General features: G+C 24.3%; 17 protein-coding genes, 2 tRNA genes and 1 other RNA gene. 7 read left to right on the top strand and 13 right to left on the bottom strand.

All coding sequences use genetic code 11. The features are described from left to right. Window positions 1-7 precede the first annotated feature (7 nt). Both DM780_RS03070 and DM780_RS03065 read right to left on the bottom strand, forming a co-directional pair. Window positions 8-178, bottom strand: a complete 171-nt coding sequence (locus tag DM780_RS03070; RefSeq protein WP_262494730.1) for an rRNA maturation RNAse YbeY — start codon at window positions 176-178, stop codon at window positions 8-10. Continuing rightward, window positions 175-429: an rRNA maturation RNAse YbeY gene (locus DM780_RS03065; RefSeq protein ID WP_262494721.1), complete on the bottom strand. Its 255-nt coding sequence runs from the start codon at window positions 427-429 to the stop codon at window positions 175-177. Before DM780_RS03065 ends, DM780_RS03070 begins: the two co-directional genes overlap by 4 nt. A 44-nt stretch (window positions 430-473) precedes the next feature. On the opposite strand from DM780_RS03065, the gene DM780_RS02535 reads away from it, so the two are divergent. Together DM780_RS02535 and DM780_RS02530 are read left to right on the top strand one after the other, a co-directional pair. Further along, complete coding sequence (locus DM780_RS02535; protein ID WP_110548860.1) at window positions 474-1,211, top strand: CDP-alcohol phosphatidyltransferase family protein; 738 nt, start codon at window positions 474-476, stop codon at window positions 1,209-1,211. A gap of 5 nt (window positions 1,212-1,216) precedes the next feature. Beyond that, complete coding sequence (locus tag DM780_RS02530; protein WP_110548859.1) at window positions 1,217-1,987, top strand: 3'-5' exonuclease; 771 nt, start codon at window positions 1,217-1,219, stop codon at window positions 1,985-1,987. A gap of 11 nt (window positions 1,988-1,998) precedes the next feature. On the opposite strand, the gene htpG is transcribed toward DM780_RS02530, so the two are convergent. The 5 genes from htpG to rpmB form a co-directional block, all read right to left on the bottom strand. Further along, window positions 1,999-3,840 carry a molecular chaperone HtpG gene (gene htpG, locus DM780_RS02525; RefSeq protein ID WP_110548858.1) on the bottom strand — a complete coding sequence of 614 codons (1,842 nt, stop codon included), beginning with the start codon at window positions 3,838-3,840 and terminating at the stop codon, window positions 1,999-2,001. Window positions 3,841-3,913: 73 nt separating this feature from the next. Then, window positions 3,914-4,915, bottom strand: coding sequence for a signal recognition particle-docking protein FtsY (gene ftsY / locus DM780_RS02520; RefSeq protein ID WP_110548857.1), 1,002 nt, complete (start codon window positions 4,913-4,915; stop codon window positions 3,914-3,916). A 30-nt stretch (window positions 4,916-4,945) separates the two neighbouring features. Then, window positions 4,946-5,110 carry a DUF4295 family protein gene (locus DM780_RS02515; RefSeq protein ID WP_110548856.1) on the bottom strand — a complete coding sequence of 55 codons (165 nt, stop codon included), beginning with the start codon at window positions 5,108-5,110 and terminating at the stop codon, window positions 4,946-4,948. 2 nt (window positions 5,111-5,112) lie between these two features. Continuing rightward, window positions 5,113-5,295 carry a 50S ribosomal protein L33 gene (gene rpmG / locus DM780_RS02510; protein WP_110548855.1) on the bottom strand — a complete coding sequence of 61 codons (183 nt, stop codon included), beginning with the start codon at window positions 5,293-5,295 and terminating at the stop codon, window positions 5,113-5,115. Beyond that, window positions 5,276-5,521: a 50S ribosomal protein L28 gene (gene rpmB, locus DM780_RS02505; protein ID WP_110548854.1), complete on the bottom strand. Its 246-nt coding sequence runs from the start codon at window positions 5,519-5,521 to the stop codon at window positions 5,276-5,278. The genes rpmG and rpmB overlap by 20 nt, the downstream gene beginning before the upstream one ends. Window positions 5,522-5,639: 118 nt before the next feature. Between rpmB and DM780_RS02500 the strand changes: the two genes are divergently transcribed. From DM780_RS02500 to DM780_RS02490, 3 genes are all read left to right on the top strand, one after another. Next, window positions 5,640-6,356 (top strand): YebC/PmpR family DNA-binding transcriptional regulator, encoded by a 717-nt coding sequence (locus DM780_RS02500; RefSeq protein ID WP_110548853.1) that lies wholly within the window; start codon window positions 5,640-5,642, stop codon window positions 6,354-6,356. Continuing rightward, window positions 6,356-6,666: RNase P RNA component class A (gene rnpB, locus DM780_RS02495), an RNA gene on the top strand. The genes DM780_RS02500 and rnpB overlap by 1 nt, the downstream gene beginning before the upstream one ends. An 8-nt stretch (window positions 6,667-6,674) precedes the next feature. Further along, a tRNA-Ser gene (locus tag DM780_RS02490) sits at window positions 6,675-6,760 on the top strand. Here DM780_RS02490 and DM780_RS02485 read toward each other — a convergent pair. The 3 genes from DM780_RS02485 to rho form a co-directional block, all read right to left on the bottom strand. Continuing rightward, window positions 6,761-7,930 carry a DNA recombination protein RmuC gene (locus DM780_RS02485; protein WP_110548852.1) on the bottom strand — a complete coding sequence of 390 codons (1,170 nt, stop codon included), beginning with the start codon at window positions 7,928-7,930 and terminating at the stop codon, window positions 6,761-6,763. A gap of 41 nt (window positions 7,931-7,971) precedes the next feature. Next, window positions 7,972-8,044 (bottom strand) — tRNA-Met (locus tag DM780_RS02480). 62 nt (window positions 8,045-8,106) lie between these two features. Further along, the gene (rho, locus tag DM780_RS02475) at window positions 8,107-9,663 is read right to left on the bottom strand and encodes a transcription termination factor Rho (protein WP_110548851.1); all 1,557 of its coding nucleotides are present in this window, start codon (window positions 9,661-9,663) and stop codon (window positions 8,107-8,109) included. 130 nt (window positions 9,664-9,793) lie between these two features. On the opposite strand from rho, the gene DM780_RS02470 reads away from it, so the two are divergent. Together DM780_RS02470 and prfA are read left to right on the top strand one after the other, a co-directional pair. Then, entirely contained in the window at window positions 9,794-10,195 is a 402-nt protein-coding gene (locus DM780_RS02470) for a DUF4293 family protein (protein ID WP_110548850.1), read from the top strand. Window positions 10,196-10,273: 78 nt separating this feature from the next. Next, window positions 10,274-11,374, top strand: coding sequence for a peptide chain release factor 1 (gene prfA, locus DM780_RS02465; protein ID WP_110548849.1), 1,101 nt, complete (start codon window positions 10,274-10,276; stop codon window positions 11,372-11,374). Here prfA and accC read toward each other — a convergent pair. Genes accC through rpmF form a run of 3 tightly spaced genes read right to left on the bottom strand, consistent with a single transcriptional unit; the run spans window position 11,368 to window position 13,470 of the window. After that, on the bottom strand, window positions 11,368-12,738 hold the full coding sequence (gene accC, locus DM780_RS02460; protein ID WP_110548848.1) for an acetyl-CoA carboxylase biotin carboxylase subunit: 1,371 nt from the start codon (window positions 12,736-12,738) through the stop codon (window positions 11,368-11,370). The genes prfA and accC overlap by 7 nt on opposite strands. A 22-nt stretch (window positions 12,739-12,760) precedes the next feature. Beyond that, window positions 12,761-13,240 (bottom strand): acetyl-CoA carboxylase biotin carboxyl carrier protein, encoded by a 480-nt coding sequence (gene accB, locus DM780_RS02455; protein WP_110548847.1) that lies wholly within the window; start codon window positions 13,238-13,240, stop codon window positions 12,761-12,763. A gap of 47 nt (window positions 13,241-13,287) precedes the next feature. After that, window positions 13,288-13,470 carry a 50S ribosomal protein L32 gene (gene rpmF / locus DM780_RS02450; RefSeq protein WP_110548846.1) on the bottom strand — a complete coding sequence of 61 codons (183 nt, stop codon included), beginning with the start codon at window positions 13,468-13,470 and terminating at the stop codon, window positions 13,288-13,290. Window positions 13,471-13,499 lie beyond the last annotated feature (29 nt).

Genomic DNA, 13,499 nt, shown 5'->3' with positions numbered 1-13,499 from the left:
AATTTTTCTATTGAAATAAAATTAAATAAAACTCTTCTTTTTTTCTCATTAATTTTTTACTTTTTATTTTTTTATCATCATACCCCAAAAAATGTAATATAGCATGGATCATAACACGTTTTAATTCAACTTGAAACAATTGATTCCATTGTTTAGAATTATCTAAAACTCTATCTATGCTAATATAGATATCTCCTGATATATACTTTTTTTTTTTTCATCAAATCCTGAAAACGCTATGACATCAGTGTAATAATCTTTTCGAAGAAATTTTTTATTTATATTTAAAATATAATTATCACTACAAAAAATATAATTAATATTTCCAACATTTTTTCCTTCATTTTTTAATATAATACAAATAGATTGAATAAATATAGATTCATTTTGAATAGAAAAATTAGAAATTTCGTAAAAAAAATTGATCATAACGTATAAAAAATAAAATATTATTTTGATAATATTATATATTAATGAAAAAAATAACAAAAATTATTCCAAATATTTTTACTCTATTAAACTTATTTTTTGGGTGTATTTCTATTATTTTTTTACAATCAAAACTTTTTGAGTATTCTGCTATTTGTACTACATTTTCATTAATTTTTGATTTTTTAGATGGATTTATATCTAGATCCATGAAAATAGAAAATAAGTTTGGTAAAGAATTAGATTCCTTAGCAGATATGGTATCTTTTGGGTTAGTACCATCGATAATAGTTTTTCTTTTGTTTCAAAATATGAATGGTAATCAAAAAAGAATACCATTCATAGAATGGTCTTCTTTTTTGATTACCATATTTTCGGCATGGCGTTTAGCTAAATTTAATATAACTTATTATATGGATAAAAAAAATTATGGGTTGACCACTCCAGTGAATACCATATTTTTTACTTCTTTATCTATTATAATGAAAAAATATATACCCAGTAATAATATAAATATTATAATAAAAAAAATGATATTTTCTCCTATTATAATGTTTTTAATAATTTTTTTTTCCTGTTATTTTTTAATAACTAAGATACCGATGATTTCCTTTAATTTTTATGGTCTTTCTTGGAAAAAAAATAAAATACGCTATTTATTTTTACTAATGAGTCTACTTCTTTTATTAACTTTACATATGGTATCTATTCCATGTATTATCATTTTATATATGATAACTTCAATATATTTTCATAGATTTAATAGAAAAAAATTACATTAAAAAACATGAAATTACAATTAAATCGTCCTATTTGTTTCTTTGATATAGAATCTACAGGAATAAATATTGGAAAAGATCGAATTATAGAAATCTCTATATTGAAAATATTTCCAAATGGAAAACAAGAAGATAAAACTTGGCTTATTTTTCCTGAAATGCCTATACCACCAAAATCTACCGCTATTCATGGAATAAAAGATGAAGATGTAGAAGGAAAATTACCATTTAAAAATGTAGCGATCCCGATTCTAAAAATGATTGAAAATACGGATTTAGCAGGTTATAATTCTAATAGATTTGACATACCCATTTTAGTGGAAGAAATGTTACGTGCAGGAATTTCTTTTGATATAAAAAAACATAATACAATAGACGTACAAGTAATTTTTCACAAAATGGAACCTAGAAATCTTTCAGCTGCTTATAAATATTATTGTAAAAAAGATCTTGTAAAGGCTCATAGTTCCAAAGCAGATACATTTGCTACGTATGAAATATTACTTGCTCAATTAGAAAAATATAAAGATCTCAAAAAAGATGTAAAAAGTCTAAACAAATTTTCTTATCAAAAAAATATAGCCGATCTTGCTGGTTTTATAAAAATAGATGAAAATGGGGATGAAATATTCAATTTTGGAAAATATAAAGGAGAAAAAATATTCAAAATTTTTGAAAAAGATACCAATTATTATGATTGGATACAAAATTCAGATTTTCCTTTATATACAAAAAAAGTATTAACAAGTATTAAATTAAGAAAATTTAATAATAACTAACCAATTGATTTTTATTGATTAGTAAGATCTTCTATTTTTTTTGAAATAAAAATAATGAGATTTTTTCCTTTTAATAAATTATTTGATAAAAGTGTAAAATTTAAAGCCTCTTGAATAAGTTCTTTTTTTCTTGCATTACATGATTCCCTTAATATTTTCTTCATTAAAATATGATTTGTATTTACAATTAATTGATAAAATTTTTCTTTATCATGTTTTATAATATCTTTTCCTAAAGTACTAATTTCTCTCATTCTTCTTATAAATTCTGGTATAATGATCAAAAAAGGAGGATCAATTTTAGATAAGTTTTCCAATTTTACGGAAAACTCATATTCTTTTATTAAATTTTTATTTACAAAATTTTTTAAATCTTCTTTTTCTTTTTCAGAAAGTTCAGAAGAATATTTTTCTTTTTTATTATCGATTAATTTATCAATATGATCTGAATCTACACGAACAAAAAAAATATCCTTATAAGTAATTTCCAATTTTTGTATTAAATGTGCGGTAAGTGGACTATTTAAAATTAAAACTTCATAAGATCTTTTTTCTGCTTCTTTAATATAACTATATTGTTTTTCTTTATCTGAAGTATAAAGAAAAACAATTTTTTCATCTTTATTTTTTTGAGAATTTTTTACTTTTTCTTTTAATTCCTCTAAAGTAAAAAATTCTCCATTTACTGTAAGATAAATGAAAAAATTATTAGCTTTATCAAAAAAATTTTTTGTACTAATCATCCCATATTCTATGATAATTTTTATGTATTCCCACTTTTTTTGAAAATTTTTTCTATCTTTTTTAAACATAGAATTAAGTTTATCAGCAACTTTTCTTATTATATATTTTGATATATTTTTTACTGATGTATTCAATTGAAAATGAGAACGTGAAACATTGAGAGGAATATCTGGGGAATCTATAATCCCCTTTAATAAACTTAGAAAATCTGGAACTATTCCTTTTAAATTATCCGTTATATAAACTTGATTTTTATATAAATGAATTCTACCTTTTTGAACATTCATTTTATTTTCTATTTTTGGAAAATATAAAATTCCTGTTAAATGAAAAGGATAATCTATGTTTAGATGAGCCCAGAATAATGCCTCTTCGAAATGTTTTGGATATAATTCATGATAAAAATTTAAATAGTCTTTGTCACTTAAATGAATAGGATTTTTTTTCCAAATAGGATCAATATTGTTGATTCTAATTTCTTTTTCTTCTTCTGAAAATAGGAATATAGGAATCGGCATAAATTTACAATATTTATGAAGTAATTTTAAAATACGATTGTATTCTAAAAATTCTTGACTATCTTCATTAATAAATAAAATTATTTCTGTTCCTCTTTTTCTTTTTTCAGTTTCTACCATACTGAATTTTGGAGTTCCTTCGCATGACCATAATACTGTATATGAATTTTTTATATAAGATTGAGTAATAATAATTACCTTTTTTGCTACCATAAAAGAAGAATAAAATCCTAATCCAAAATGACCAATAATAGAAGATGCGTTATCTTGATATTTTTGAATAAATTCTTCCGCTCCAGAAAAAGCTATTTTATTTATATATTTTTCTACTTCTTCTTTTGTCATTCCAATTCCATTATCAATGATATGAATTGTATTATTTTTTTTATCTATTCTTATTTTAATTTTCAATAAATTATCATTAATTACCTCATCTATTTCTTTTACTTTTTCTAGAGTTTTTAATTTTAAAATTGCATCTGTTGCATTGGAAACTAGTTCTCGTAAAAAAATTTCTTGATCAGAATAAAGAAATCTTTTTATAATTGGAAAAATATTATCTGAAGTAACACTAATTTTATTATTTTCCATAATTAAAAAATTTTAATAAAAAATAGAAAAAAAAATAACAAGACTATATCATTTAAAATGAAAAAAAATAATGTCAATTATCTTGTATTATATCTTTTTTATTTTTTTGATGAGTAGTAGTACTAATAAAAAAAGAATCGATAAATTTTTTACCATCAAATTCTTTCAAATCTTGTATTTTTTCTCCTATTCCAATATATTTAATAGGTATTTTAAATTGATCTACAATTCCTATGACTACTCCTCCTTTAGCAGTACCTTCTAATTTTGTTAATATTATAGAAGAAATTTTCACAAAAAAAGAAAATTTTTTCACTTGTTCAAACGCATTTTGACCCGTTGTAGAATCCAAAACCAGCATAATTTCATGAGGAGCTTCAGGTATAACTTTTTTCATAACCCTACTTATTTTAGAAAGTTCTTCCATAAGTCCAATTTTATTTTGTAATCTACCAGCTGTATCAATCAATACAACGTCCATATTTTTAGATTTTGCAGATTGCAAAGTATCGTACGCAACAGAAGCGGGATCTGCATCCATATGTTTTTTTATCAATGGAATATTGACTTTTTTTGACCATATTTCAAGTTGTCTTATAGCCGCTGCACGAAATGTATCCGAAGCTCCTATAATTAAATTAAATCCTTTTTTTTTTAAAAAAAATGCTAATTTACCAATAGTAGTAGTTTTTCCTACTCCATTTACTCCAATTATCATAATTACATATGGTTTTTTTTTATATTTTTTTATTGTTCGTTCTAACCCTTCATTTTTAATATTCATGAAAGGAACTTTCATTTCTTCTTTCAAAAATTCATATAATTTTTGATGATCTTCATATTTTTCCTTTTTAATTCTATTTTCAAGATTATTAATAATTTTAATGGTAGTTTTGGTCCCTATATCCGAAGATAATAATATCTCTTCTATATGATCTAGAAATTCTTCTATATCAATTTTCAATGTTGATTTTCGTAAAAAAATATTTTTTATTCTAGAGAAAAAAGATTCTCTAGTTTTTTTTAATTCCTGATCGAATGCTTCTTTTATTTTATTTTTTTTTAGAAAAAACATTTTTATTGATTGAATTTAAAGACTACACAATTAATTTTTTATTTTATACTGGAAAAATTTATCTACTTCATTATCGGTTATAATTTTATTTTCAAAAGTGTAAAAACCTGATTTTTTAGATTTAATTACTCGAATTGCCATAATCATCTTTTTATCATTTTTTTTTTTTTTATTTTCTACAATTTTTTTAGACATATTTATTTTATTTCCTTATAAATTGTGTATTTTCTCAATTTGGGATTATATTTTTTTAATTTCATTCTATTTGGAGTATTTTTTTTATTTTTTGTAGTAATATATCTATAGGAGCCAGAAACCCCCATTTTTCTCTGTTCAGAACATTCCAATATTATTTGTATTCTATTTCCTTTCTTTCCCATAATATTTATATTTAAAACGTTTTAATGTATTTTCAATTCCAATTTTATTAATCAATTTAATAACAGAAGTACAAATTTTTAAAGTAATCCATTTTTTTTCTTTTGTTAAAAAAAAACGTTTTTTGCATAAATTTATATTGAAATGACGTTTATTTTTATTGTTAGCATGAGAAACTCGATTCCCTATCATTGCTCTTTTTCCTGTAAGTTCACAAACTTTTGACATAATTATTTTTTTTACTAAATTGCTTTTCCAATTTTTTATTTATAGTGATTTTTTAGCGAAGATAGATAAAAAAAATCTGTCTATTCAAAAGTACTTTATAAATAATTATAAAAATTACATGTCAGGACATAGTAAGTGGACAAATATCCAACATAGAAAATCTCATCAAGATTTTATAAAATCTAAAAAATTCTCTAAAATCATTAAAGAAATTTATATGGCTGTCAGAGAATCAGGATCAAATAATAATTCTTTTCGTTTGAAAAAAGCTATTATTAACGCAAAATCATTGAATATCCCAAAAATAACTATAGAAAAAACTATACAAAAAGCTTCAAAAAATAATAAAAATAATTACAAAAATTTAAATTTAGAGGGACAAATACAAGGAATTAGTTTGATTATAGAATGTATGACGGATAATAGTATTAAAACAACTTCCAATATAAAAATTTTTTTTAACAAAAATGGAGGAAGATTATTTCATAATGGAACATTGACTCATTTATTTAATCGGATAGGTATTTTTTCTATAAAAAAAAAAGATATTCCTTGCTCAATGGATAATTTTGAACTAATTTCCATAGATTTTGGAGCAAAAGAGATCAGAAAGGATGAAAAAAAAATGTATATATATACAGATTTTAAATATTTTGGTTTAATGAAAAATAATTATGAAAAATTAAAAATTTTTCATAAATCTATCATCCAACAAATTGCTAAACATCCTAAATCTATTTCAAAAGAAAATGGAAAAAAAATATCAAATTTTATTGAAAAACTTAAAGAAAATGAAAATATAAAAAATATTTACTCCAATATGGTAATAAAATAAAAGTAAGACGTCCTATCACATTATTAAAAAATGAGGAAAGTCCGGACACCATAGAGCAGTACAATGGATAACATCCATCCACCGTAAGGTGAGGAATAGTGCAACAGAAAGGAAGTACAGAATAAATATATCTATAAAAAATATAAGCTGTAGTGAAATCATGTAAACTCTGTACGGTGAAATGCCATATATACCGGAAAACTGACTCGGTTGATACCGGGGGGTAGGCAGATAGAGATAATAGGTAACTACTATCCTAGATAAATGATAGGTATAAAAACAGAATCCGGCTTATAGTCTTACTTTTATTTTGGATTAGGAGAGATGGCCGAGAGGATTAAGGCGCACGCCTGGAAAGCGTGTTCACAAAAAAAGTGTCAAGGGTTCGAATCCCTTTCTCTCCGCTAATAATTATCTATATCTCTTAATTTTTTTTCAATTAAATTTTTCCTAAGACCCATTACTTTATCTATATTTTTCGCCGCTTCTTGTAATTTATCTTGTGCTTGATGAAGTAATGATCCAAATTTTATAAATTCTTTTTTTACAGTTTCTAAAACTTTCCATACTTCGGAACTTTTTTTTTGAATAGCTAAAGTACGAAACCCAATCTGTAAACTATTTAACATAGCAGCCAATGTAGAAGGTCCGGTAATTACAATTTTATATTTTCTTTGTAATTCTTCTAATAAGCTGGAATTTTTCACTATTTCAGCATATATTCCTTCAAATGGCAAAAAAAGAATAGCAAAATCAGTAGTATGTGGAGGATCTATATATTTATCATTAATATCCTTAGACATTTTTTTAAGAACAGATACCATATTTTTTTTAGCTATTTCTATATTTTTTTTTTCTCCTAAATTATAAGCTATTTGTACTTTTTCATAAGTTTCTTTTGGAAATTTTACATCAATCGGTAACCAAATAATATTTCCATCTCCAAGTCCTGGAAGTTTAATAGCAAATTCCACTACAAAATTTGTACTAGATTTAGTCACTACGTTACAGGCATATTGTTCTGGGGATAGAATCTGTTGCAAAAGCATAGATAATTGCATTTCACTAAAACTTCCACATATTTTTACATGATTTAAAGTTCTTTTTAAAACATTTACATCCTGTGCTAAATTCTTCATATCTCCCACCCTTTCCTGTAAAAAAGACAAATGATTCCCAATGATTTCAAAAGATTTATCCAAATGTAAATTCAAAGAATTTTGAAGTTTTTCATTCACATTTTCTTTGATTTCTTCTAATTTTTTCTCTGTTATTCTAACCAATTTTTCTTGTTCTAAATGAATAAAATTTAATTTATTAGATTGATTTTCAATATAAAACTGAATTCTTCCATCAATAGAATTTTGAAAATCTATTATAGATTGTACCATTTCATTCTTAATCTCTTTAAAAGAATTTTCAAATTCAATTCTATCATATTGAAATATTTTTTGTATTTCATTTCGATGATCTTTTAATTTTTCTATTAAAAAAAATTCTAATTTTCTAAAAAAATAGATAAATATAAAAAAAATAAAAGAACATAAAATTCCCAAAAAATAATAGAATACCATAAAAAAAAGGATATTAAGAATTTTATGAAGTTATAAAAAAATAGCGGGAATAGGACTCGAACCTATGACCTTCGGGTTATGAGCCCGACGAGCTACCAACTGCTCCATCCCGCGTCATATAATTTATAATATAATGTTTTTCATTAACAAAATCAAGTATCAATAAAAAATTTTGATCATCCATTCATTGATATTAAAAATTCTTCATTATTTTTAGTTCTAGCCATACGAGATCTTAAAAATTCCATGGCTTCTACTGGATTCATATCGGAAAGATGTTTTCGTAAAATCCACATTCTTTGCAATGTATTTGTGTCTAACAATAGATCATCCTTTCTTGTACTAGATGAAACAAGATCAATAGCTGGATAAATTCGTTTATTAGAAATTTTTCTATCTAATTGAAGTTCTTTGTTTCCGGTACCTTTAAATTCTTCAAAAATAACTTCATCCATTTTTGATCCTGTATCGATCATAGCGGTAGCAATAATAGATAAAGAACCTCCATCTTCTATATTTCTAGCCGCACCAAAAAACCTTTTTGGTCTATGCAAAGCATTGGCATCTACTCCTCCTGATAAAACTTTTCCAGAAGCTGGAGAAACAGTATTATATGCACGTGCTAAACGGGTTATAGAATCTAATAATATAACAACATCATGAGAACATTCTACCATTCTTTTAGCTTTTTGTAATACAATATTAGCTACTTTTACATGTCTTTCTGCTGGTTCATCAAAAGTAGAAGCGATTACTTCTCCTTTAACGTTTCGTTGCATATCTGTAACTTCCTCAGGTCTTTCATCAATAAGTAAAATAATTAGATAAACCTCAGGATGATTAGCAGCAATAGCATTAGCTATTTCCTTTAATAAAGTAGTTTTTCCTGTTTTTGGAGGGGCTACAATCATTCCTCTTTGTCCTTTTCCTATTGGTGTGAAAAGATCTACTATTCTTGTAGAAAGAGTCGCATTTTTTTCAGCTAATTTAAATTTTTCATTGGGGAAAAGTGGAGTTAAATGTTCAAAAGAATCTCTTTCTCTTACAAAAGAAGGATTTCTTCCATTAATTTCAAGAATTTTAATTAAAGGAAAATATTTTTCTCCTTCTTTAGGAGGACGAACCTCACCTCTTATCGTGTCTCCAGTTTTCATTCCAAAAAGTCTAATTTGAGATTGAGAAACGTAAATATCATCAGGAGATGATAAATAATTAAAATCAGAAGACCTTAAAAAACCATAGTTTTCTTGCATAATATCTAGAACTCCTTCACTAATTATAATTCCCTCAAATTCATATTCAGGAGCACGATATTTATTGGATGATTTTTGTGAAAATCCACTACTCTCTGTACTAATAGGAGTTTTAGATTCCGATCTATCAATTTTTTTCCAACTTGGAAAATATTTTTTTTTATATTTTCCAGTTTCTTCTGGAATTTTGGAAGATTTATTTAAATTTTCCTTAGGAAGGAATTTCTTTTTTTCATTAATATTTTCTGAAAATAGGATCTTAGATTCTGTTTTTTTTCGAATTTTAAATCCTTTTTTTAATAAAGAATTTTCTATCTTTGAAGAAGACATTTGAGTATATTTTTTTTTATTGAAAATGGAAATTATTTTTTCTAGGAGTTCGTTTTTTCGTAATTGTGTATATTTTTTTAATCCTAAAGTACGAGCAATCTCCTGTAATTCAAAAAGTTTTTTACTTTTTAATTCAGTAATATCATACATAATAAAGTAATTGGGTTAGATTTTATATATGCCAATCTTGGCTTTTAAGATAGTATCTTTACTATAAATGCAATTATACAAATTAATTTGAATTTCAATCTAAAAAATTATAAAATATTTTTTTAATCTTATGTTATACCGAATACAAACTTTTTATTTATTTTTATCTATATTAATTTCCTCTATTTCTTTATATTTATACGTTTATTATTATCAACAAAAAGAAATAAAAAATTCCTTTTTTATAGATAAAATATTTTTAATTTTTTTAATTATAACTTTTATTTTATCTATTATAAGTCTTCTTTTTTTTAAAAAAAAAGAAATTCAAATTTTTTGTAATTGTTTAAATATACTTATAAATAGTGCTACTTTAATATACATTCTTTTTTTTTCGTATTATTATAAATATTTTTTAATAAAAAAAAATCTTATTATTCTTATATTATCAACGATGTTATTTCTATATCTTTCTAATAAAAAAATAAAAAAAGATATAGAATTAATTCGTTCTATGAATAGAATACGATAATAAACATCTGGAAATAAAAATATAAACATAATAATTATATTATAAAATATTTTTTTTTTACTTAACGAAAAAAAAATAATGAAAAAAAATTCGTTGATTAATAAATTTGAAGTAATTGAAAAAGAATTTCAAAAAATATCCAATTTTATTTTAGATCCTAAAATTATATATAATAGAAATCAAAAAAAATATAAAATATACTTAAAAAAATATCGAATATATAAAAATATAATGGATATTTATGAAAAATACAAAAAAAAATTATCCTCTCTTCAAGAAGCCAACGAAATTTTAAAAAATGATTCTGATCCTGAAATGAAGGAAATAGCTTCTTTAGAAAAAAATAAAATTTTAGAAGATTTATATTCTATTGAAAAAAAATCATATAATATTCTATTTTCTAATATAAATACAGAAGAAACCGACGATGATCATAGAAATGCAATTGTAGAATTACGTTCTGGAACAGGAGGAGATGAAGCATGTATTTTCGTAGAAGATATATTAAGAATGTATATAATGTATTTTAAACAAGTAGGTTATAAATATGAAATTATAAATATTCAAAAAGGAGGAATTAAAGGATACAAAGAAATAATTTTAAATGTAAGTGGAAATAATATAAAAGGAGGAGTTTATGGAAACTTAAAATTTGAATCTGGAGTACATAGAGTGCAAAGAATTCCAAAGACTGAATCTCAAGGAAGAATACATACATCGGCTATTACAGTTGCTGTACTTCCTGAAATAAAAGATATAGAAATGGACATACATTTATCTGATATAAAAAAAGATACATTTCGATCTAGTGGTTCTGGAGGGCAACATGTAAATAAAACAGAATCCGCTGTACGGGTAACTCATTTGCCAAGTAAAATTACGGTAGAATGTCAAGAAGAACGCTCTCAACATAAAAATTTTGAAAAAGCTATGAACGTTTTACGATCACGTCTTTATCAAAATGAAATGGAAAAACAATCTAAAGAAAGATCTATAAAAAGAAAATCTTTAGTCTCTACAGGAGATCGATCTGTAAAAATACGTACCTATAATTATCCTAAAAAAAGAGTTACAGATCATAGAATTCATAAATCTATCCATGATCTTACCGGATTTATGAATGGAAATATTCAAGAAATCATTGATTTTTTAAAATTTTTTGAAAAAAAAAATCAATAATTTGAATGATCATTATCAAATTTAGAATCTAAGTGAAGTTTTTTTAAAAAATTTGTATTATAATTTCCTTTTAAAAAATCATTATTTTGCATAAGCTGTCTATGAAAGGGAATGGTAGTCCGAATTCCTTCTATTAAAAGTTCTTCTAAGGAACGCCGCATTTTATCAATAGTTTCTTTTCTACTTTTTGCAGTGGTGATAATTTTTGCAATCATAGAATCATAATGATGTGGGACTCTATATCCCGCATAAATATGCGTATCTATACGGACTCCTTTACCTCCTGGGAAATGGATTTGAATAATTTTTCCAGGAACAGGACGAAAATCTTGATAAGGTTCTTCAGCATTAATTCTACATTCTATTGAATACATTTTTGGATAATAATTTTTTCCCGAAATTTTTTTTCCATAAGCTAAAAAAATTTGTTCTTGTACAAGATCTAAACCGGTTATTTCTTCGGTAATAGTATGTTCTACTTGAATTCTTGGATTCATTTCCATAAAGTAAAAATTTTTATTTTTATCTACTAAAAATTCTATAGTTCCTATACCTTCATAATGAATAAATTCAGCAGCTTTTACAGCTTCTTCTCCCATTTTTTTTCTCAAAGAAATAGTTAAAAATGGAGAAGGGGCCTCTTCTACTAATTTTTGGTTTCTTCGTTGAATGGAACAATCTCTTTCGGATAAATGACAGGATTTTCCATATCGATCACTAATTATTTGTATTTCTATATGTCTTGGATCTATAATTAATTTTTCTATATACATATCTGTTTTTCCAAAACATGCTGAAGCTTCTTTTTTTGCTTCTTCCCAAGATTTTTTTAATTCTTTTTTATCCAAAACCGATCGTATTCCTTTACCTCCACCTCCATAAACTGCTTTAATCATAATAGGATATCCTATTTTTTCTGCTATTTTTTCCACTTCTTTATAAGAAGATTCAACACAACAATCTGATCCAGGTAAACACGAAATTCCAGCATTTTTCATAGTTTTTTTAGCTGATATTTTATTCCCCATCTTAATTATTTGATTTGGACGAGGACCAATAAATTTAATTTTATGTTTTCTACACATAGATGAAAAATAGGCACTTTCGGATAAAAATCCATATCCAGGATGAATAGCATCTGCATTAGTAATTTCAGCAGCAGATATTAAATTTGGAACATTTAGATAAGATTGATAAGAATAAGGAGGACCAATACATACAGCTTCATCCGCAAAATAAACATGAAGACTATATTTATCTGCAGTAGAATAAACAGCTACTGTTTTTATTCCCATTTCTTTAGCGGTTCGTATAATCCGTAAGGCAATTTCTCCACGATTAGCTATTAATATTTTTTTGAACATATATTTATTGAAATTACAATAACTAATAATTAGGATCTAAAATAAATAAAGGTTGATCATAATCAACTGGAGAAGAGTCTTCTACAAGAATTTTAACAATTTTTCCATCTACTTCAGATTCTATATCATTAAATAATTTCATGGCTTCTATTACACAAACTTTTTCCCCTATTTTTATTTTATCTCCAACATTAACAAAAGGATCTTTATCTGGATGTGGTCTACGATAAAAAGTTCCAATCATAGGAGATTTAATGGTTAAATAACGATCTTTTTCAATATTTTTTTCTTCTAATTTAGAAAAATTATCGTAAAAATCAGAAATATGGGAAGATCTTTTTCTCTGATTATTTGTAAAAATTGGATTCAATGTATTTTTTTTCTTTTTTATAAATATTTTATTTTTAATATGAATTTTTGTTTCTCCTATTTTAATCATTATTTCATAAATATCAGATTTAGAAATAAATTGAATAAGCGATTTAATATTTTTGTAATCCATTAAGTTTTTCTATATATATATATATTATTAAATGAAATGAATATGGATTATTTTTCTTTCAATACCTTTTTACCTCTGTAAAAAAGTTTTTCTTCATGCCAATAAGCATTATGATATAAATGCTTTTGATTAGTTAAAGAACATTTAACTAATAAAGGTTCCTTTATTTTTAGATGAGTTCTTCTTTTATTTTTTCTGGATTTAGATTGTCTTCTTTTAGGATGTGCCATGATAATATAACGTATTTATTTTTTTAATT

Origin of the sequence: Blattabacterium punctulatus, assembly GCF_003226695.1 — a bacterium.
Classification (GTDB): Bacteria; Bacteroidota; Bacteroidia; order Flavobacteriales; family Blattabacteriaceae; genus Blattabacterium; species Blattabacterium punctulatus.
This window is presented reverse-complemented; position numbering and strand designations above follow the sequence as displayed.

What these genes read in the sequence shown, in the direction of transcription:
- DM780_RS03065 (WP_262494721.1), bottom strand. Translation starts at nt 429, where the DNA reads ATGATCAATTTTTTTTACGAAATTTCTAATTTTTCTATTCAAAATGAA.
- DM780_RS02535 (WP_110548860.1), top strand. Translation starts at nt 474, where the DNA reads ATGAAAAAAATAACAAAAATTATTCCAAATATTTTTACTCTATTAAAC.
- DM780_RS02530 (WP_110548859.1), top strand. Translation starts at nt 1,217, where the DNA reads ATGAAATTACAATTAAATCGTCCTATTTGTTTCTTTGATATAGAATCT.
- htpG (WP_110548858.1), bottom strand. Translation starts at nt 3,840, where the DNA reads ATGGAAAATAATAAAATTAGTGTTACTTCAGATAATATTTTTCCAATT.
- ftsY (WP_110548857.1), bottom strand. Translation starts at nt 4,915, where the DNA reads ATGTTTTTTCTAAAAAAAAATAAAATAAAAGAAGCATTCGATCAGGAA.
- DM780_RS02515 (WP_110548856.1), bottom strand. Translation starts at nt 5,110, where the DNA reads ATGTCTAAAAAAATTGTAGAAAATAAAAAAAAAAAAAATGATAAAAAG.
- rpmG (WP_110548855.1), bottom strand. Translation starts at nt 5,295, where the DNA reads ATGGGAAAGAAAGGAAATAGAATACAAATAATATTGGAATGTTCTGAA.
- rpmB (WP_110548854.1), bottom strand. Translation starts at nt 5,521, where the DNA reads ATGTCAAAAGTTTGTGAACTTACAGGAAAAAGAGCAATGATAGGGAAT.
- DM780_RS02500 (WP_110548853.1), top strand. Translation starts at nt 5,640, where the DNA reads ATGTCAGGACATAGTAAGTGGACAAATATCCAACATAGAAAATCTCAT.
- DM780_RS02485 (WP_110548852.1), bottom strand. Translation starts at nt 7,930, where the DNA reads ATGGTATTCTATTATTTTTTGGGAATTTTATGTTCTTTTATTTTTTTT.
- rho (WP_110548851.1), bottom strand. Translation starts at nt 9,663, where the DNA reads ATGTATGATATTACTGAATTAAAAAGTAAAAAACTTTTTGAATTACAG.
- DM780_RS02470 (WP_110548850.1), top strand. Translation starts at nt 9,794, where the DNA reads ATGTTATACCGAATACAAACTTTTTATTTATTTTTATCTATATTAATT.
- prfA (WP_110548849.1), top strand. Translation starts at nt 10,274, where the DNA reads ATGAAAAAAAATTCGTTGATTAATAAATTTGAAGTAATTGAAAAAGAA.
- accC (WP_110548848.1), bottom strand. Translation starts at nt 12,738, where the DNA reads ATGTTCAAAAAAATATTAATAGCTAATCGTGGAGAAATTGCCTTACGG.
- accB (WP_110548847.1), bottom strand. Translation starts at nt 13,240, where the DNA reads ATGGATTACAAAAATATTAAATCGCTTATTCAATTTATTTCTAAATCT.
- rpmF (WP_110548846.1), bottom strand. Translation starts at nt 13,470, where the DNA reads ATGGCACATCCTAAAAGAAGACAATCTAAATCCAGAAAAAATAAAAGA.